This is a genomic window from Pseudomonas sp. R2-37-08W (assembly GCF_003851705.1).
Taxonomy (GTDB): domain Bacteria; phylum Pseudomonadota; class Gammaproteobacteria; order Pseudomonadales; family Pseudomonadaceae; genus Aquipseudomonas.
In genome coordinates, this window is record NZ_CP027728.1 from 5,753,662 (window position 1) to 5,771,778 (window position 18,117).

Genomic DNA, 18,117 nt, shown 5'->3' on the forward strand with positions numbered 1-18,117 from the left:
TCAGCCGCTGAGCCAGGCTTTGCCCAGACGCAACAGGGCCTGGGTAATGGCTGCCTCAGGCACGGCGGCAAACCCCAGCACCAGGCCGGCGCGTTGATCCGGTGCCGGGCTTGAATCGGGCAGCCAATAGCTACTCAGGCCATTGATTTCTACGCCCACGCCGCGGGCTCGTGCCAGCAACTGCTGCTCACGGGCCAGGCTGTCTACCCGAACCGTAAGGTGCAGGCCCGCTGCAACAGCGGGCAGGTTGTCCACACCGGGCAGCCCGCTGGGCCAGCCGGCCAGCAAGGCATTGCGCCGACTCAGGGCGGCGCGACGCATGCGGCGGATATGGCGCTGGAAATGCCCGGCCGCCATGAATTCGGCCATCACCGCCTGAGTGCTGACTTCCGAGTGGCGCATGTCGACGGCGCGGCGCCGGGAGAACGCATCCACCAGACCCGGCGGCAATACCAGATAGCCCAGACGCAGGGCCGGGAACGCCACTTTGCCGAAGGTACCGACGTAGAGCACGCGCCCGCTGCGGTCCAACGCGGCCAGGGGCGCCAGCGGCGCACCGCTGTAGCGGTATTCGCCATCGTAGTCGTCTTCGATGATCCAGCCACCGGTGCGCTCGGCCCAGGCCAGCAGTTCCAGGCGCCGCGCCAGGCTCATCACCACGCCCAGCGGGTATTGATGGGAGGGTGTGACATAGGCCAGGCGGCAGTCTTCCAGGCCATTGAGGGTCTGGCAGTCGATACCTTCGCTGTCCACCGGCACACCCCGCAGGTTCGCACCAGCCAAGGCGAATGCGTGGCCGGCTGCACGATAGCCTGGGTTTTCCACCGCGACCCCGTCGCCGGGCTCCACCAACAACTGTGCACAAAGGCTGATTGCCTGCTGTGCACCACTGGTGATCACTATTTGTTCAGCGGTGCACTGCATGCCTCGCGAACTGCGCAGATAAGCCGCGATCAGCCCACGCAGGCGTGCGTCGCCTGCGGGGTCGCCGTAACACAACTGTTCCAGGTCCGGCTTGCGCCAGAAAGCCCCGTTCAGCTTGGCCCAGACCTCAAAAGGGAACAGATCGAAGGCGGGCACCCCTACGCGAAACGCCTTGGGCGGCCCGGTCGGCGGTTGGGATAAATGGTTGTGTTGCAGACGGTCCAGGGCCGGACTGTGGATAACTTCGGTATCCAGATCCACCGGCAAATTTGTGCATTTTGTGGATAACGCTGGGGATAAGCCTGTTGGTAAGCCTGTGGATAGTTTTGTGGATAAATTTTTAGAGGTAGGCAGTTGGGCGACATAAGTGCCATCTCCCACCCGGCCTTCGATAAACCCCTCGGCGTACAACTGATCGTAGGCGCGCACCACGCTGTTGCGGGAAATCGACAGGGCCGCAGCCAGATCACGGCTGGCGGGCAAACGCGTGCCGCTGACCAGGCGCCCGTCCAGCACGCGCAGGCGCAGGGCCTCATAGAGTTGGCGCGTGAGGCCCTGGCGCCGGTCCAGCTCGATACCGGCCGGGTTAAATGACAGAGGCGGCGAGAGTGGTGACATATTGGACCTACGAAATTGACCTTGGATGGCTCTTACAACGGACCATTAGCCTGCCTAGGATGCAGGCATTCGCCAAGGAAAATATTCATGTACACACCACGCGCCTTTGTCCTCGAAGACCTGCCCGAATTACACCAACTGATCCAGCACACACGCCTGGCGCAGTTGGTGACCTTTGGCGAGCAAGGCCTGCAGGCCAGCCATTTGCCACTGCTGCTGAATCCCGATGAAGGCCCCAATGGCACGTTGTACGGGCACCTGGCCAGGGCCAATCCGCAGTGGAAAGACCTGCAAAACGGCAGCGAAGCCCTGGTGATCTTTGCCGGCGCCGATGCTTACGTCAGCCCGGCGTTTTACCCGGCCAAGGCCGAGCACGGCAAAGTGGTGCCCACCTGGAATTACCTGGCAGTGCACGCCTACGGCAAGGCCGATGTGTTCACCGACGCCGAACGCCTGCTTGGCCTGGTCAGCGCGCTCACTGATCGCCATGAAAGCGCTCGCGACAAGCCCTGGAAAGTCAGCGACGCCCCGGCCGACTACATTGATGGCATGCTCAAGGCCATCGTCGGCTTCGCGCTGCCCATCGATCGCCTGATCGGCAAACGCAAGCTCAGCCAGAACCGCAGCCCGGCCGACATCGCCGGGGTGCGCAACGGCCTGGCCGCCAGTGTCGACGTACGCGACCAGACCCTCGCCCGCTTTATGCCCCAAGGAGTTCCAGAATGAGCCCGCTCGAGATTCGCCAGGTCAGCGCCGCCGACCACACCGCCTGGTTGCCGCTGTGGCAAGCGTATCTGACGTTCTACAACACCCAATTGCCGGACGCAGTCAGCCAGAGCACCTGGCAACGCCTGGTCGACGCCGACGAGCCGACCCATTCGGCGCTGGCCTGGCAGGACGGCAAGGCGGTGGGCATGGTCAACTTCATCTACCACCGCTCCAACTGGAGCATCGAAAACTCCTGCTACCTGCAGGACCTGCTGGTGGACTCGGCCCAACGCGGCACCGGCGTCGGTCGCAAACTGATCGAGTTCGTCTATGCCACGGCCAAGGCCGATGGCTGCGGCAAAGTGCATTGGCTGACCCACGAGACCAACGCCACGGCGATCCAGCTTTATGAGCGCATCGCTGAACGCCCAGGTTTAATTCAATTTCGCAAAGCCCTTTAAGGAGCGCAGCATGTCCACCTCCCTCGCTGACTGGAAAGGCGTTCCGGCGCCCACGGCTCAACTGCTCGAAGGACGTTTTATCCGCCTGGTCAAACTCGACCCCGCGCGCCACGCCGATCAGCTCTGGCAAGCCCTCGAAGGCCCCGGCGCCGACCCGAAGTTGTGGGACTATCTGCCTTACGGCCCGTTTGCCGAGCGCGCCGCGTTCGATGTGTGGTTGAACAACCATGCGGCCAGCACCGACCCGTATTTCTTCAGTGTGGTCGACCGCGCCAACGATGAGGTGCAGGGCATCCTGAGTTTGATGTCCATCGTCCCGGCCCAGGGCCGTATCGAAATCGGCCATGTCACCTTCGGCGCCCCGATGCAGCGCTCGCCGAAAAGCACCGAGGCGGTGTATCTGCTGGCCAAGTATGCGTTCGAGCAGGGCTACCGCCGCCTGGAATGGAAATGCAACAACGGCAACGCCCGCTCCCGATACGCAGCCGAGCGCCTGGGTTTCAGGTTCGAAGGGGTATTCCGCCAGCACATGGTGGTCAAGGGCCAGAACCGCGATACGGCATGGTTTTCGATGCTGGATTCGGAATGGCCGGCGATTGATGCGGGGTTCGAACAGTGGCTTTCAGAGGCTAACCAGACCAGCGCCGGGCAGCTGAAAACACTGGCCGAGTGCAGAAATTGAAACGAGGGGTTTGCCCCAATGCCCCTGTAGGAGCGGGCTTGCTCGCGAAAAACGCCCAGGCAACACGCTCATACTGGATAAACGTGGAGGCCCCGAGTACTTCGCGAGCAAGGGCTAGCCGCCCGCCTCGCTCCTACAAAAAGCCTTAACCGATTGGGGTCAGGTGCTTGGCCAGCACCGCAATATGCTCCGGCCCGATCCCGCAGCAACCGCCCAGATGGCTGGCCCCGCGCGCCTGCCAATCGGCCGCCCAGTGCAGATAGCCGGGCGGGTCAAGGTCATCGCGCAGCGGGTCGAGGCCATCGTTGGCCGTGGCCTCCTTGGGTTGCGGCGGGAAGGCGTTGGCGTAAGCGCCGATCTGGATCGCCACGCCAAGGCGCTCGAAGGTCTGGCGGGCAGCGTCAATCGCCGCGCCGATCACTTCCGGCTGGCTGCAGTTGAACAGCAGCACCTCCACGCCCAACTGCGCTGCCGCTTCGGCGGCGTCCGCCACCGGTTCGCCTGAGCGCAGGCGTGGCACCTCGTCCGTGTCTTCGTCCTTCAAGGTAAACGACAGCCAGAGCGGTTTACCGTCTTTCGGCAGCCCGGCCTGGATCGCCCGCGCCTCGGCGATGGAGCTCTGGGTTTCCGCCAGCCACAGGTCGACATGGGGCGCCAGGCCGTTCACCAGAGGCGTCAGCAGCTCGCTCACCCGCCCAGGCTCGAACAAATCCGGCCGATAAGAACCGAACAGCGGCGGCAATGAACCCGCCACCCGCACCGCCTGGCCTGAAGCCTGCACCGCACGGCGGGCCAATTCACCAGCGAGCGCCGCCAGCGCCTGGCCTTCGGCGGCGAACCGCGCCTCACCAATATGAAAGGGCACAACGGCGTAGCTGTTGCTGGTGATCACGTTGGCGCCGCTCTGGATATACGCCGCGTGCACCGCCTCAACCGCCTGAGGCGCTTCACTCAACGCCAGCGCCGACCACTCCGGCTGCCTGAACGGCGCGCCACGGCGTTGCAGCTCACGGCCCATGCCACCATCGAGAATTACTGTAGGTTGTGCGCTCATATAGCTTTTACTCATATGCTTATGAAAATAACTCACTATGAGAGTCGTTCTTATAACTATTTAATACGCACCAGTCGGTTCATCACAACTCTTTTTTCTTCAGGTGTCTGCTTTGAAACTTAAACCGCTATTGGCCCTGGGCCTGACCATGCTCGCTGCCTCCACTCAGGCCTTCGGCGGTACCACCCTGGATCGGATCGAGCAAAAGAAAGAACTGGTGGGCGTGCTGATGGAGAGCTATCCGCCGTTTTCGTTTCTCAATGAGCAGAACCAACTCGACGGCTTCGACGTCGACGTGGCCAAGGCCGTGGCACAAAAACTGGGCGTGAAGCTTCGCCTGGAAACCCCGTCCTGGGACGTGATCGCCGCCGGCCGCTGGAGCGGGCGCTACGACATCTGCATCTGCTCCATGACCCCGAGCAAGGCGCGCGCCGAAGTGTTCGATTTCCCGGTGGAGTACTACGCCTCGCCTGCGGTGATCGTGGTCAATGCCAAGGATGACCGCATCCACGGCGCCAAGGACCTGAGCGGCAAGAAAGTCGGCCTGACCAGCGCATCGAGCTACGAGAGCTATCTGAACAAGAACCTGGTGATCGAAGGCGCCGAAGACACGCAACTGCAGTATCCGTTCGAGGACGTGCAGATCGCGCCGTACGACACCGACAACGTGGCCTTCCAGGACCTCGGCCTGGGCGCCGGCGTGCGCCTGGACGCGATCCTCACCAACCTGGTGACCGCCCAACCACGCTTGACCGCCGACAAGCGCTTCAAGCTGGCCGGCGAGCCGCTCTACTCGGAGCCCAACTCGGTCGCCATCGAAAAAGGCGACCCGCAGTGGGACAGCAAAGTGCGTGAAGTCTTCGCCCAGCTCAAGCAGGACGGCACCTTGAGCAAGCTGTCGCAAAAATGGATCGGCGCCGACATCAGCCAATGACCGCTTTCCCAAACCCGCCCCAACCCCCGGTAACCACGTCGCGGCTGCGGCGGCTGTTCGGCTTTCGCACGCGACTGTTCCTGACCTGGGCCGCGCTGTTTTGCCTGTTTGCCAGTTTCTTCCTGAGCTTTGACCTGAAGTTCTCGATCATCCTCGACAAGTTGCCCAACCTGGTTGGCGTGCACCTGGCACCCAACGGCTTCCTGCAAGGCGCGGCGCTGACGCTGTTTCTGTGCCTGTGTTCGATCGTGGCGTCGTCGGTGCTGGGGTTTGTCACTGCGCTGGGGCGCGTGTCGAAAAGCGCCGTAGCCTTCGGCATCGCCACGTTCTATGCCTCGTTTTTTCGCGGTACGCCGCTGCTGATCCAGATCCTGCTGATCTACCTCGGCCTGCCGCAACTGGGCCTGGTACCGGGCGCCATCGTCGCCGGGATCATCGCGCTGTCGCTGAACTACGGCGCCTACCTGAGCGAAATCTTCCGCGCCGGTATCCTCGGCGTGCCCCACGGCCAACGGGAAGCGGCACTGGCCCTGGGCATGCGCGACAGCGCGATCTTCTGGCACGTCACGCTGCCCCAGGCCATGCGCACCATCGTCCCTCCGGCCACCAACCAGTTCATCTCGATGCTCAAGGACTCGTCGCTGGTCTCGGTGATGGGCGTGTGGGAAGTGATGTTCCTCGCACAATCCTATGGGCGCTCAAGCTATCGCTATATCGAGATGCTCACCACGGCGGCAATCATCTATTGGGTGATGTCTCTCGGACTGGAGCTGATCCAGGCGCGCATGGAGCGGCACTATGGCAAGGGCTATGCGGGCCGTAGGTGAAGGTTAGTAGAGCGGGCGTCGAACTCGGATCACGCCCATCTGCAAACCAAAAGGCCGCAGTACCGCGTCCAGCGTCTTCAGCGTCTGGTTACCCTCACCCTGTTCGATATGCACCAGCGTGCGCACAGAAATTTTGCACATGCGCGCAAACTGACTCTGGTGCAATCCCGTCACCTCGACACGCAAACGTCGCACCGCGTCCCCCAGTTCGAGCGAACCCTCGGCCAAGCCTTCTTCGATAGCCGCAATCAGTTGTGCCCTTTGCTCCATGGACAGACTCATCTCAAACCCCACTTAATCAGCTGCTGATCCAAGCTGCGCAGGGCGATACGGGGATGGCTCCACGTCGTCTCAGGCAGTCCGCTGTCCAGCAGAAGATCCGGCAGCGCTCGCAGACGCTCGGCATCCTGGCGTAGACGTTCGAAGGCGCTTTCGGCATCGACTAAAGTCGCCAAGGCACCGCAGGCGCCACGCCAATCTACATCGCCCGCAATCTCCAGCCGGCCGGGCCATTTAGTGGTGCGGGTTATGCCCTCATCATCCATGACCATGGGCGCCAGGTCATAAACCGGCGCCATGCGCAGACTTCCCGGACCTCGGATAATGGAGGTGTTGCGCCCATGGTTATCTGAATTACCCAGGATTTTGTTCAGCAGATCGCGACGCAAATAGTCCGCCACCAGATCAGCTACTTGCGCCTCCTGGCCCGCCGCCTTCCACAAACTCACCAGCATCTGAAGCACGCTTACATGATCCATCCGACTGCCGGGAACAGTGATGCCAGCAGCCGAGTAAAGCGATTCGACCGCGAAACGCTCGACACGTTGACCACAGACCGCGCGATCAAAGCGGTGCATCCACAGGCTGGGCCTGCTCGCCTGCTCCAACGCTAAGCCCTCGCTGGCAACCGTCTCGATACCCAAGGAATGCAAGGCCTTGTAGTAGTGATATTCGCTCCTGAGAATATCCTGGTCTCTTTGCGATGCCTGATTGCGAGCGAACTTGATGAACCAATGCTGGCTCACTTGGGCATCATCCAGCGCGGCATCTGGATACAACAGCCCCTCCCGACTTTCGGTCAACAGTAGCTTCGGGGCCTCGCCACCCGCGCCTGTGGCACCACCAATAGCCGCCCCTTGTTCATAGGCGTACTCCAGAAATCGATTGTCGCGCGCCACTACATCCTGGCGTGAAAATCCGATTTTTGGACGATTCAGACAACCTCTCACTGATTCTTTGATGCGCATATGCCCAATCGGGGCTGGCGTATTAAATGCCAGCAGAAACAAGTCAGCGCTCATACCCTCGGGCTTTACCGTGTCCATATGGCTCAGTAGAAAGCGCTTGGCTGCACCTGCTGGCGCAATGTCATACACAAATCCGGGCGCTTGCTTGAAAGTATTTTGATTCCAGCTGGGCGGTACCCCGACGCTGACGGCAGGGGCAAAGACGGTAGGGATATGATCAAGATGCTCGACTAAGTAAGGCGAGGCATAGCCGAACCGGCATGGCCCCATAAAACCGCTGGATGGCTCAAGAAACTCCAGATCCATAGCGTCCTGCCATCGGTCGTTGGCGAAGACCTGTACCGTGAGCTTTAATGTCGATTCAATTTGCAATTTAATGCACCTGCCTACTTAGATTCCTCGTCATATATGCAATATAGTGCATAAAATTGCCAGTCAATGCGTGAAATACGCATTTAAATACATATCAGCACAGTCAATCGCAACCCTAGTGCTTAAATCGCAACGGACTAAAGACAACTCCCGCAAATCCGCAGCCCCCGGCCTGACATTTATCCCCCCGGCACCCCGCTAAATTCCCGGCCTCATACATTAAGAGGTGGGTTTACATGCCGCTCATACACAAACAACTCGCACTGGCCATTACCCTGGCGTTCGCAGCGATCAGCACTCAACAGGCGCAGGCACGCGGCGACATCGAGCCAGACAGTGAATGGCTTGAGCCGGCTCCGGTGAACGGTGGAAAACAATATTTCGAACCGGCCCTCCCGGCGCCTGAAGACTTCTACTTCGCCAACACGGCTACCAGCCGCAACGGCTTGAGCGTCGCCCATGTGCTGGACTCCGCAGTGGACACACTGCTGGCGTCGGACGAACTGCACGAATGGGAAAAAGACCAACTTGAGCAATACGGCCAGAACCTGAGCACTTTGGAGCCAGGCAGGCTAGGTGCCGTGCTTGAGCAATTGGCAGGCAGCCAGAACGCCAACTTGGGCACCGCCACCCAAAACAGCATGAAACAATTGAACGACAGCCTGTTGTCGGCAATACGTCTGCCGGACAACCACGCCAGCGAGACGGGACGCGTGTGGTTCCAAGGCTTGGGCAATAGCGGCAGCCTCGATGCCCAGCACGGCAGTGCCGGTCTGAAACAACGCAGCCAAGGCCTGCTGCTGGGTGCTGACTGGTCAATCGACCACGCATGGCGGGTGGGCGTAGTCGGCGGCAAGTCCGGCAGTGAACTGAACGCCACGCATTTCAAAGGTGATCTGGACAGCTGGCACCTGGGCGCTCACGCCGTGCGTCAAGACGGACCACTGGCGTTGCGCCTGGGCGCGCTTTACAGCAGCCATACCGGAAAAAACAAACGTACGGTCGATTTTGAACTCCTTGACCATCGCCAGAACCTCACCGGCAAGTACAACGCCCAGAGCCAAAACGTATTCGCAGAGGCGGGCTATCAACTGGATATCGGCGGCTTGCACGCCGAGCCCTTTGCCGGCGCAGGTTTTCAACGTTATCAGCGCGACCGCTTCCAGGAAAAAGGCGGCTATAGCGCTTTGGACGTGGGTGCACAAACCCAGCAAAACTTCAGTAGCACCTTCGGTCTTCGCTTGAGCCACGACGTTGCAATGGGCAACCAGATGACCCTCAAACCGCACCTGAGCACCCAATGGAAACACCTGTATGGCGACGTTAACAGTCGCGTTCGCCAGTCATTTGCCTGGAATAAACGAGAGGACTTCAACAGCGAGTTCACCATCGGCGGCACTGCTCTGGACCGCAACAGCCTGGCGCTGCGTACCGGCATGGACATGGCACTGTCGGCTGAACACACCGTGGGTCTGGCCTACACCGTCGAGTTCGGCAGCACGAGTCGCAACCACGGATTGATGGGGCAGTGGGCGATGGCGTTCTAAGGCGCCAATGCCTGATCAGCAGGCAAAAAAAAGGGGGCACATGCCCCCCGAGGTTTAAGCGGTAGTGTCGAAGGCTCGGTATCAGCCTTCGATTTCAATCAGGATTTCGCCAGGGTTCACGCGGTCGCCCTTGGCCACATGCACGGCGGTGACTTTACCGGCGATGGAGGCCTGCACTTCGGTTTCCATCTTCATCGCCTCGGTGATCAGCACGGCCTGGCCGGCCTTGACCATGTCGCCTTCCTTGACCAGCACGTCGACGATATTGCCTGGCATCGCGGTGCTGACATGGCCTGGCTCGGTGGCATGCTTGCGCTTGCTGCCGCCGCTGCTGACGAACTCGTTGAGCGGTTCGAACACCACTTCTTCGGGCATGCCGTCGATGGACAGGTAGAAGTGACGCTTGCCTTCGGCCTTCACGCCGACACCGGTGATGTCCACACGGTAGCTTTCGCCGTGCACATCGATGACGAACTCGGTCGGCACGCCTTCACCACCGGCACGGGCCACGCCGCCGGCTTCCGGGATTGGCAGCAGCACTTCCGGCGCAAGGGTGCCGGCGTCGCGTTCTTCAAGGAATTTGCGCCCGATATCCGGGAACATGGCGTAGGTCAGCACGTCTTCTTCGGACTTGGCCAACGCGCCGATTTCGCCGCGCAGCTTGGTCATTTCCGGCTTGAGCAAATCAGCCGGGCGTACGTCGATCACCTCTTCGCTGCCGATGGCCTGGCGGCGCAGCTTCTCGTTCACAGTGCCCGGCGCCTTGCCGTAGCCGCCTTGCAGGTAGAGCTTCACTTCGTTGGTGATGGTCTTGTAACGCTCGCCGGCCAGCACGTTGAAGAACGCCTGGGTGCCGACGATCTGCGAGGTCGGGGTGACCAGCGGCGGGAAGCCAAGGTCTTCACGCACGCGGGGGATTTCGGCGAGCACTTCGCTCATGCGGTTCAGCGCGCCCTGCTCTTTCAACTGGTTGGCCAGGTTGGAAATCATCCCACCGGGCACCTGGTTGACTTGCACGCGGGTGTCGACAGCGGTGAACTCGCTTTCGAACTGGTGGTATTTCTTGCGCACGGCATAGAAGTACAGGCCGATTTCCTGCAGCAGTTCCAGGTCCAGGCCGGTGTCAAATTCGCTGCCCTTGAGGGCGGCGACCATCGACTCGGTGCCCGGGTGGCTGGTGCCCCAGGCGAAGCTGGAGATGGCGGTGTCGATGTGGTCGGCACCGTTTTCGATGGCCTTGAGTTGGCACATCGCGGCCAGACCCGCGGTGTCGTGGGAGTGGATAAAGATCGGCAGGTTCTGCTCGGCTTTCAGCGCCTTGACCAGCTCGCCGGTGGCGTAGGGCGTCAGCAGGCCGGCCATGTCCTTGATCGCGATGGAGTCGCAGCCCATGGATTCGAGCTGCTTGGCCTGGGCCACGAACGCCTCGACGGTGTGCACCGGGCTGGTGGTGTAGGCGATGGTGCCCTGGGCGTGCTTGCCGGCGGCTTTGACCGCTTCGATGGCCACTCGCAGGTTACGCACGTCGTTCATGGCATCGAAGATGCGGAACACGTCGATGCCATTAACGGCGGCTTTGGCAACGAACGCGCGGACCACGTCATCGCTGTAGTGGCGGTAGCCCAGCAGGTTCTGGCCGCGCAACAACATTTGCAGGCGCGTGTTGGGCAATGCGGCGCGCAGTTGGCGCAGGCGCTCCCACGGGTCTTCTTTGAGGAAGCGCACGCAGGCGTCGAAGGTCGCACCGCCCCAGACTTCCAGGGACCAGTAGCCGACTTTGTCGAGCTTGTCGCAGATCGGCAGCATGTCGTCAGTGCGCATGCGGGTCGCCAGCAACGATTGGTGGGCGTCGCGCAGGATGGTGTCGGTTACGAAGATTTTCTTAGACATTGGAATGTTCCTCACAGGCCTGCGTGGGCGGCGATGGCGGCGGCGATGGCCAGGGCCAGCTCTTCGGGTTTGCGCTTGATCGAGTAGTTGGTCAGCTCAGGATGGCTTTCCACAAAGCTTGTATTAAATTGGCCGCTGCGGAATTCCGGGTTGCGCAGGATTTCCTGGTAGTAGGCGGCGGTGGTCTTCACGCCTTGCAGGCGCATGTCATCCAGGGCACGCAGGCCGCGGTCCATGGCTTCTTCCCAGGTCAACGCCCACACCACCAGTTTCAGGCACATGGAGTCGTAGAACGGCGGGATGGTGTAACCGGTGTAGATTGCCGTGTCGGTACGCACGCCGGGGCCGCCGGGGGCGTAGTAACGGGTGATCTTGCCGAAGCTTGGCAGGAAGTTGTTTTTCGGGTCTTCGGCGTTGATACGGAACTGCAACGCGAAGCCACGGTGCTGGATGTCTTCCTGCTTGACCGACAGCGGCAGGCCCGAAGCGATGCGGATCTGCTCGCGGACGATGTCGATCCCGGTGATTTCTTCGGTGATGGTGTGTTCCACCTGTACCCGGGTGTTCATCTCCATGAAGTACACCTCGCCCTCGGCGAGCAGGAACTCCACGGTGCCGGCGTTCTCGTAGCCCACGGCCTTGGCCGCACGCACCGACAGATCGCCGATATAGGCGCGCTGTTCAGGGGTGAGCTGGGGGCTGGGGGCGATTTCGATGAGTTTCTGGTTGCGACGCTGGATCGAGCAGTCGCGCTCGAACAGGTGCACGACGTTGCCAAAGCTGTCACCGAGGATCTGCGCTTCGATGTGCTTGGGATTGACGATGCATTTTTCTAGGAACACTTCCGCCGAACCGAAGGCCTTGGTGGCCTCTGAAATCACCCGGGGGAAGGCTTGTTCAAGTTCTTCGCGGCTGTTGCAACGACGGATACCGCGACCGCCACCACCGGAAGTGGCCTTGAGCATCACGGGGTAACCGATACGGTCGCCTTCGGTGAGGGCTTCATGGATGTCGGCGACGTTGCCTTCGGTGCCCGGCGTGACCGGCACGCCAGCCTTGATCATGCTGCGGCGCGCTTCGGTCTTGTCGCCCATGCGGCGAATCACTTCCGCCGAGGGGCCGATGAACTTGATCCCGCGTTCGGCGCAGATGTCCGCCAGTTCGGCGTTTTCCGACAGGAAGCCGTAGCCGGGATGCAGCGCATCGCAACCGGTTTCCACGGCCAGGTTCACCAGTTTGCGCGGGTTCAGGTAGCCGGCCAAGGGCTCGGCACCGATGCTGTGGGCTTCGTCGGCACGCTTGACGTGTAACGCGTGGCGGTCGGCGTCCGAATAAACCGCAACCGAGCGAATGCCCATCTCGGCGCAGGCACGCACGATTCGTACGGCAATTTCACCACGGTTGGCGATCAGGATCTTTTTTATCACTTGGAAATTCCCTTGAGCCGATTGCTGCGTTCTTCGACCCGTTGTAGGCGGGTCGACGCGTGACCAAATGTTTCATGACAGTCGCGAGACACACACTATGCGCACTTGAGGATTAACAAAAATCAATAATTGTTGGGCTGTGTATAAGTAAAGACTTATAGTTGGCCAGGCGACCGGGGCTTGAGGAGTTACTTAATGCGTAAGTCATTGATGCGTATGACATTGCGTCAATTGCAGATTTTCAATGAAGTGTGTGATCTGCGTTCCTACAGCCGTGCAGCCGAGGAAATGTCCCTCACCCAACCCGCCGTCAGCCTGCAAATTCGCCAGCTCGAAGAGCTGCTTGGCCAGCCGCTGTTCGATTATGTCGGCAAAAAGCTCTACATGACCGAGGCCGCTGAAGCCTTGCAGCGGGCCAGCCGGGATATCTTCGGGCGCCTGGAAAATCTCGATATGCAGCTGTCGGACATGCAGGGTTCCCTGCAGGGCCAGTTGAAGCTGGCGGTGGAGTCCAGCGCCAAGTACTTCGTGCCGCACTTGTTCGCCGCCTTCAAGCGCCAACACCCGGAGGTGCAATTGCACCTGACCGTGGTCAATCGCGCCCAGGTGATTCGCCGGCTTTCGGACAACCGTGACGACCTGGTGATCATGTCCATGGTGCCTCAGGACATGGGCCTGGAATTCCTGCCATTTCTGAATAATCCGATTGTCGCCGTGGCGCTGCCGGATCACCCCTTGAGCCTGCAAGGGCCGCTACGCTTGCAGGATCTGGAACCCTACACCCTGCTCATCCGCGAACCGGGTTCCGGCACGCGGCTGGCCTGCGAAGAGTACTTCAAGGAAAAACGCGTGCACTTCACGCAGACGGTGGAAGTGGCCTCGGCCGAGGCGCAGCGTGAGTGCGTGGCTGCAGGGTTGGGCGTGGCCCTGCTGACGCGCCACGCCCTGAACCTGGAGTTGGCCACCGGCGGGCTCAAGGAGCTGCCGGTGGAAGAACTGCCGCTGTACCGCAGTTGGTGCCTGGTGCAAGCCAAAGCCAAGCGGCTGTCACCGGTGGCCCACGCGTTCCTGGGCTTTATCCGCAGCGAGCGGGTGCAGATCAGCGCGCTGGCTGAGCGTTTCGCTGGGCAGCCAAGGGTGCCTGCCAATGGAGTTCCGGGTAGTCACTGATGCTCTGGAGCAGTTGGCGCTGGTCGCAGCGGTCTTCGATTGCGCGACGGAACGCCATGCGGCGCTGGTCTTCCTGCTGACGACGGGTCTTGACGGTGCTGTTGCTGTCTTCGTAGGGCCGGGCCATTTGGAGTCTCCCAATGCGAGTACGGGGAGTACAGGATGGTCGCGGAGGATGACGGGGCTATGACAGCCTGATGAAGATTCTGAGGATGCGGCGATTCGAAATGTGGGAGGGGGCTTGCCCCCGATGGCGCAGTGTCAGTCACCAGATTTATTGACTGGCCTATAGCTATCGGGGGCAAGCCCCCTCCCACATTGGAGCTGTGTGCAGGCTTAGTCGTCGAGGGCTTTGACGGATTTTGGCGACAACCGCAGGCTGCGCAAACTGCGCTTCACGCTCTTGAGGTGGTTGACCAAGCTCGGCCCTCGGGCCATGGCCACGCCCATGGCCAACACGTCGATCACCACCAGGTGAGCAATGCGCGAGGTCAGCGGCGTGTAGATCTCGGTGTCTTCGTGTACGTCGATCGCCAGGTTCACCGTGGACAATTCCGCCAACGGCGTCTGGCTCGGGCACAGGGTGATCAGCGAAGCGCCGCTTTCACGCACCAGGTTGGCGGTGATGAGCAGGTCTTTGGAGCGACCGGACTGGGAAATACAGATGGCCACGTCGGTGGGCTTCAGGGTCACCGCCGACATCGCCTGCATGTGCGGGTCGCTGTAGGCCGCTGCCGTGAGCAGCAGACGGAAAAATTTGTGCTGGGCGTCGGCCGCTACCGCGCCGGAAGCACCAAAGCCATAGAACTCCACGCGCTGGGCCTGGGACATCGCGGTCACGGCCTTTTGCAGCTCCACCGGGTCGAGCTTCTCGCGCACTTCCATCAAGGTGTGCAAGGTGGTGTCGAAGATTTTCAGGCTGTAATCGGCGACCGAGTCGTCTTCATGGATCGCAAACTGGCCGAAGCTCGCACCGGCGGCCAGGCTTTGCGCCAGCTTGAGTTTCAAGTCCTGGAACCCGGAGCAACCGATGGCGCGGCAGAAGCGCACGATGGTCGGCTCACTGATGCCCACGCTGTGGGCCAGGTCGGCCATGGAACTGTGCATCACAGCCGCAGGGTCAAGCAGCACGTGATCGGCAACCTTGAGTTCCGATTTGCGTAACAGGTGGCGCGACTGGGCGATATGTTGCAACAGGTTCAAAGGGCAGGACTCTTGTTATTGGCAGACGCCAGGGATGTAGCAAGCTTGTAGTTATACTACAAGAATTGCCGTTTTGCCCGCCTGATGCAGCACTAAATCGCCCCGCTCCCCTCTGAAACTAAGGGCAGGGGCTTTGTAGCCACAGGGACGCCACTCGAGTCGTTAAGAAAAATCTGGATTTTTTCGTAACAAATCTGCCAGCCCCTCAGCGTCCATCGGCCGGCTGATCAGATAACCCTGCACCTCGTCGCACTGCTCGCTTCGCAGGAAATCCAGTTGCTGCTGGTCCTCCACGCCTTCGGCCACCACTTTGAGCGACAACCCATGGGCCATGGCGATGATCGCCCGGGTAATGGCCGCATCCTCGCGGCCCTGGCCAAGCCCCCGGATAAAGGTCTGGTCGATCTTCACGTAGTCCACCGGAATCCGCTTGAGGTAGCTGAGGGATGAATAGCCGGTGCCGAAATCGTCGATGGCCAGCTTCACGCCCAGGTCGCGTAGCTGCCGGAAGGTGGTGATGATGTGCTCGACACTGTCGAGCAACTGGCTTTCGGTCAATTCCAATTCGAGGTATTGCGGGTCCAACCCGGTCTCCTCCAGCACCTGGCGCACCAGACTGACCAGCTTGCCCTGGCGCAACTGATGCACCGACAGGTTCACCGACACCCGAATCGGCGCCAGCCCCTGGCGTTGCCACTCACAGGCCTGCCAGCACGCCTGGCGCAACACCAGCTCACCCAACGGCACGATCAGGCCGGTTTCTTCTGCCAGGCCGATAAAGTCTCCCGGCGGCACCAGGCCCCACTGCGGATGTTCCCAGCGCACCAGGGCCTCGGCTGCATTGAGCGTGCCGGTGGCCAGGCACAGTTTGGGTTGGTAGAACACCGTGAGCTGGCCCTCGTCGATGGCCTTGCGCAGATGGTTTTCCAGCTGCAAGCGCTCCAGGGTGCTGGCTTGCAGGCTGTCGGTGTAGAACTGGAAATTATTCCCGCCCAGGTGCTTGGCGTGCTGCATCGCCATATTCGACTGACTGACCAGCGCAGAAATTTCCCGCGCGTTATCCGGCAGCAGGCTGACGCCCATGGAGGCGCTGACCACCAGCTCATGCCCCTCCACCGTCACCGGCACGCGCAGCTTGGCCAGCAGCCGAGTCGCCACCCGCGCCAGGCTCGACAGGTTGCCATAGGCGTCGAACAGCACAGCGAATTCATCACCGGACAGGCGTGCAATGGTGTCGGCTTCCGGCAGTGCGTTGATCAAGCGCCGCGCCATTTTCTGCAACAGTTGGTCGGCCACTTCATGGCCAAGGCTGTCATTGAGCAGCTTGAAACGGTCGAGGTTGATGTGCAGCAGCGCCAGGCTGCGCCCACCCTGACGTACGCGTTGATGCGCTTCGCGCAGCCGTTCGCGAAACAGCGAACGGTTGGCCAGGCCGGTCAACTCGTCGTAATGGGTGAGGTAGCGCATGCGCTCCTCGGACTCGCGCCGCGCGGACAGATCGGCGAAAAAGCCCACTATATGACTGACATTGCCGCGAACATCGCGCACCACGCTCAGTTGCAGCCACTGCGGGTACAGCTCGCCGTTCTTGCGCGTTTCCACCAGTTCGCCCTGCCAGGTGCCGTGGCTGAGCAGCGCCTGGCGGATCACCGGGAAGTGACGCCGGGCATCGCGACTGCTGGGCAGCTCCACGACATTGCGACCGAGCATGTCGTCGATGTCAAAACCGGTGACACGGCTGAACGCCTGGTTGACGGCGAGCAGCACATAGTTCGGGTCGAGAATCACGATGCCTTCGCTGGCGGCCTCGAACACCGTCGAGGCGAGCCGTTGCTGTTCTTCCACGGTCTTGCTGGCACTGATGTCACGGCGCGTGCCGAGCATGCGGATCACCCGGCCACTGGGCGAACGCTCTACCGCGCGCCCACGGTCCTCGATCCACACCCAGTGCCCGTCGCCGTGACGGATCCGGTATTCCACCTGATAGTCCTCGCTGCGGCCCTTGAGATGCTCCACCAACGCGTGCTTGAGCAGCGGCAGGTCGTCGGGGTGCAGGCGCGGCTTGAGATGACTGAGCATCGCGGTGACAAACTCGGGTTCCAGGCCGAACAATTCCTTGAGCTGGGTGTGGTGCACCTCATCGGTTTGCAGGTTCCAGTCCCACAGGCCCAGTTCACTGGCCTGCAGCGCCATGGCCAGGCGCGCCTCGCTTTGACTCAGGGCGAGGCTGGCGGCGTCCAATTCCTGGCTGCGCAGCGCCACACGGTCTTGCAGGCCGACCTGGGCTTCACGCAGCTCCTGTTCGACCTCGCGGCGCTGCTCGACTTCGCGCAGCAGTTCCTGATTCAACTGCTCGCTGCGCTGCTGCGCCTGCTGCAAATGCTCGATCAGGGCCTGGTTCTGGAAGCGTCGCAGCAGCCCGCGCTGGATCAGGCGGTTGACCTGCCACGCCACCACACTTAATGACGCCAACAGGATCAGACCGAGCACGCCCCAACCCTGTTGCCGCGATGTGCCGTTCCAGAACAGATAGGCGATGACCGGCAACAGGCACGGCAAGGCGAAGGACAGAAAGGCCCAAAGGCTGACGGCATAGGCCACGCTGGCCGACAACGTCGCCGCGCCGATCAGGCCGAACACCCAGGCCTGTTGCATGAAGCTGTCGGTCGGTACCAGGGCGATGGCGGCGATCGAGAGGGTCAGGCCGCTGACCGCTGAACCCAGCATGAACATGCGGCGCCAGACGGGCTGGGCCTGCCGGCTGGGCATCGCCGAATCAAACGCCGCCACCTGGATGACGCGCATCGCCACCAGGGCCAGCAACCAGACCAGCCAGATGCTGTCGAGCAGGTAGTGCTTGGGGTCCCACAAAAGCCAGGCGCAGACCAAACCGTTGACCAGCATCAACAGGGTCGGCAGCAGCGAGCCCTGATACAGCAGGCGTGTACGCTCGACCGCGATCTCGGTGGCGTAGTGTTTGCGGATAACCTGCGCAGGCGCCGCCGAGGGGCCGAACAGGTCAGTGTCAAAGGTCATAGGCAGTGTTCTTATAA

General features: G+C 61.3%; 16 protein-coding genes. 7 read left to right on the top strand and 9 right to left on the bottom strand.

The annotated features are described in order from the left end of the window. Positions 1-1,542: a PLP-dependent aminotransferase family protein gene (locus C4J93_RS26670; protein WP_124430796.1), complete on the bottom strand. Its 1,542-nt coding sequence runs from the start codon at positions 1,540-1,542 to the stop codon at positions 1-3. A gap of 87 nt (positions 1,543-1,629) precedes the next feature. Between C4J93_RS26670 and C4J93_RS26675 the strand changes: the two genes are divergently transcribed. From C4J93_RS26675 to C4J93_RS26685, 3 genes are read left to right on the top strand one after another with little or no spacing between them, the layout of a single operon-like run. Continuing rightward, complete coding sequence (locus C4J93_RS26675) at positions 1,630-2,268, top strand: FMN-binding negative transcriptional regulator (protein WP_124430797.1); 639 nt, start codon at positions 1,630-1,632, stop codon at positions 2,266-2,268. Beyond that, positions 2,265-2,711: a GNAT family N-acetyltransferase gene (locus C4J93_RS26680; RefSeq protein WP_124365028.1), complete on the top strand. Its 447-nt coding sequence runs from the start codon at positions 2,265-2,267 to the stop codon at positions 2,709-2,711. The genes C4J93_RS26675 and C4J93_RS26680 overlap by 4 nt, the downstream gene beginning before the upstream one ends. A 10-nt stretch (positions 2,712-2,721) precedes the next feature. Then, positions 2,722-3,393, top strand: a complete 672-nt coding sequence (locus C4J93_RS26685; protein WP_124430798.1) for a GNAT family N-acetyltransferase — start codon at positions 2,722-2,724, stop codon at positions 3,391-3,393. A 145-nt stretch (positions 3,394-3,538) separates the two neighbouring features. Here C4J93_RS26685 and C4J93_RS26690 read toward each other — a convergent pair whose 3' ends face one another. Next, complete coding sequence (locus C4J93_RS26690; protein ID WP_124408535.1) at positions 3,539-4,447, bottom strand: homocysteine S-methyltransferase family protein; 909 nt, start codon at positions 4,445-4,447, stop codon at positions 3,539-3,541. Between the two features lie 112 nt (positions 4,448-4,559). On the opposite strand from C4J93_RS26690, the gene C4J93_RS26695 reads away from it, so the two are divergent. Together C4J93_RS26695 and C4J93_RS26700 are read left to right on the top strand one after the other, a co-directional pair. Beyond that, complete coding sequence (locus C4J93_RS26695; RefSeq protein WP_124368870.1) at positions 4,560-5,381, top strand: ABC transporter substrate-binding protein; 822 nt, start codon at positions 4,560-4,562, stop codon at positions 5,379-5,381. Next, positions 5,378-6,208 (top strand): amino acid ABC transporter permease, encoded by an 831-nt coding sequence (locus C4J93_RS26700; RefSeq protein WP_124430799.1) that lies wholly within the window; start codon positions 5,378-5,380, stop codon positions 6,206-6,208. Before C4J93_RS26695 ends, C4J93_RS26700 begins: the two co-directional genes overlap by 4 nt. A gap of 3 nt (positions 6,209-6,211) precedes the next feature. Here the strand turns inward: C4J93_RS26700 and C4J93_RS26705 are convergent, their stop codons facing one another. Together C4J93_RS26705 and C4J93_RS26710 are read right to left on the bottom strand one after the other, a co-directional pair. Continuing rightward, complete coding sequence (locus C4J93_RS26705) at positions 6,212-6,490, bottom strand: helix-turn-helix domain-containing protein (protein WP_124368872.1); 279 nt, start codon at positions 6,488-6,490, stop codon at positions 6,212-6,214. Continuing rightward, positions 6,487-7,761 (bottom strand): HipA domain-containing protein, encoded by a 1,275-nt coding sequence (locus C4J93_RS26710; protein ID WP_124430932.1) that lies wholly within the window; start codon positions 7,759-7,761, stop codon positions 6,487-6,489. The genes C4J93_RS26705 and C4J93_RS26710 overlap by 4 nt, the downstream gene beginning before the upstream one ends. 302 nt (positions 7,762-8,063) lie before the next feature. Here C4J93_RS26710 and C4J93_RS26715 point away from each other — a divergent pair, with 302 nt between their 5' ends. Beyond that, positions 8,064-9,374 (top strand): autotransporter domain-containing protein, encoded by a 1,311-nt coding sequence (locus C4J93_RS26715; protein WP_124430800.1) that lies wholly within the window; start codon positions 8,064-8,066, stop codon positions 9,372-9,374. An 81-nt stretch (positions 9,375-9,455) separates the two neighbouring features. Here the strand turns inward: C4J93_RS26715 and oadA are convergent, their stop codons facing one another. Beyond that, positions 9,456-11,264, bottom strand: a complete 1,809-nt coding sequence (gene oadA / locus C4J93_RS26720) for a sodium-extruding oxaloacetate decarboxylase subunit alpha (protein WP_124368874.1) — start codon at positions 11,262-11,264, stop codon at positions 9,456-9,458. Between the two features lie 11 nt (positions 11,265-11,275). Next, complete coding sequence (locus C4J93_RS26725; protein ID WP_003195732.1) at positions 11,276-12,691, bottom strand: acetyl-CoA carboxylase biotin carboxylase subunit; 1,416 nt, start codon at positions 12,689-12,691, stop codon at positions 11,276-11,278. 195 nt (positions 12,692-12,886) lie between these two features. Here C4J93_RS26725 and C4J93_RS26730 point away from each other — a divergent pair, with 195 nt between their 5' ends. Then, positions 12,887-13,861, top strand: a complete 975-nt coding sequence (locus C4J93_RS26730; protein ID WP_124368875.1) for a LysR family transcriptional regulator — start codon at positions 12,887-12,889, stop codon at positions 13,859-13,861. On the opposite strand, the gene C4J93_RS26735 is transcribed toward C4J93_RS26730, so the two are convergent. From C4J93_RS26735 to C4J93_RS26745, 3 genes are all read right to left on the bottom strand, one after another. After that, the gene (locus tag C4J93_RS26735; protein WP_124365036.1) at positions 13,791-13,988 is read right to left on the bottom strand and encodes a PA3496 family putative envelope integrity protein; all 198 of its coding nucleotides are present in this window, start codon (positions 13,986-13,988) and stop codon (positions 13,791-13,793) included. The two genes, C4J93_RS26730 and C4J93_RS26735, sit on opposite strands and share 71 nt — an antisense overlap. A gap of 209 nt (positions 13,989-14,197) precedes the next feature. Continuing rightward, positions 14,198-15,064: a transcriptional regulator HexR gene (hexR, locus tag C4J93_RS26740; protein WP_003177007.1), complete on the bottom strand. Its 867-nt coding sequence runs from the start codon at positions 15,062-15,064 to the stop codon at positions 14,198-14,200. Between the two features lie 162 nt (positions 15,065-15,226). Further along, the gene (locus C4J93_RS26745; RefSeq protein WP_124430801.1) at positions 15,227-18,100 is read right to left on the bottom strand and encodes an EAL domain-containing protein; all 2,874 of its coding nucleotides are present in this window, start codon (positions 18,098-18,100) and stop codon (positions 15,227-15,229) included. Positions 18,101-18,117 lie beyond the last annotated feature (17 nt).

Coding starts and splice junctions, on each gene's coding strand:
- C4J93_RS26735 (WP_124365036.1), bottom strand. CDS start 13,988: ATGGCCCGGCCCTACGAAGACAGCAACAGCACCGTCAAGACCCGTCGT.
- C4J93_RS26690 (WP_124408535.1), bottom strand. CDS start 4,447: ATGAGCGCACAACCTACAGTAATTCTCGATGGTGGCATGGGCCGTGAG.
- oadA (WP_124368874.1), bottom strand. CDS start 11,264: ATGTCTAAGAAAATCTTCGTAACCGACACCATCCTGCGCGACGCCCAC.
- C4J93_RS26670 (WP_124430796.1), bottom strand. CDS start 1,542: ATGTCACCACTCTCGCCGCCTCTGTCATTTAACCCGGCCGGTATCGAG.
- C4J93_RS26685 (WP_124430798.1), top strand. CDS start 2,722: ATGTCCACCTCCCTCGCTGACTGGAAAGGCGTTCCGGCGCCCACGGCT.
- C4J93_RS26705 (WP_124368872.1), bottom strand. CDS start 6,490: ATGAGTCTGTCCATGGAGCAAAGGGCACAACTGATTGCGGCTATCGAA.
- C4J93_RS26680 (WP_124365028.1), top strand. CDS start 2,265: ATGAGCCCGCTCGAGATTCGCCAGGTCAGCGCCGCCGACCACACCGCC.
- C4J93_RS26710 (WP_124430932.1), bottom strand. CDS start 7,761: ATGGATCTGGAGTTTCTTGAGCCATCCAGCGGTTTTATGGGGCCATGC.
- C4J93_RS26745 (WP_124430801.1), bottom strand. CDS start 18,100: ATGACCTTTGACACTGACCTGTTCGGCCCCTCGGCGGCGCCTGCGCAG.
- C4J93_RS26730 (WP_124368875.1), top strand. CDS start 12,887: ATGCGTAAGTCATTGATGCGTATGACATTGCGTCAATTGCAGATTTTC.
- C4J93_RS26675 (WP_124430797.1), top strand. CDS start 1,630: ATGTACACACCACGCGCCTTTGTCCTCGAAGACCTGCCCGAATTACAC.
- C4J93_RS26700 (WP_124430799.1), top strand. CDS start 5,378: ATGACCGCTTTCCCAAACCCGCCCCAACCCCCGGTAACCACGTCGCGG.
- C4J93_RS26715 (WP_124430800.1), top strand. CDS start 8,064: ATGCCGCTCATACACAAACAACTCGCACTGGCCATTACCCTGGCGTTC.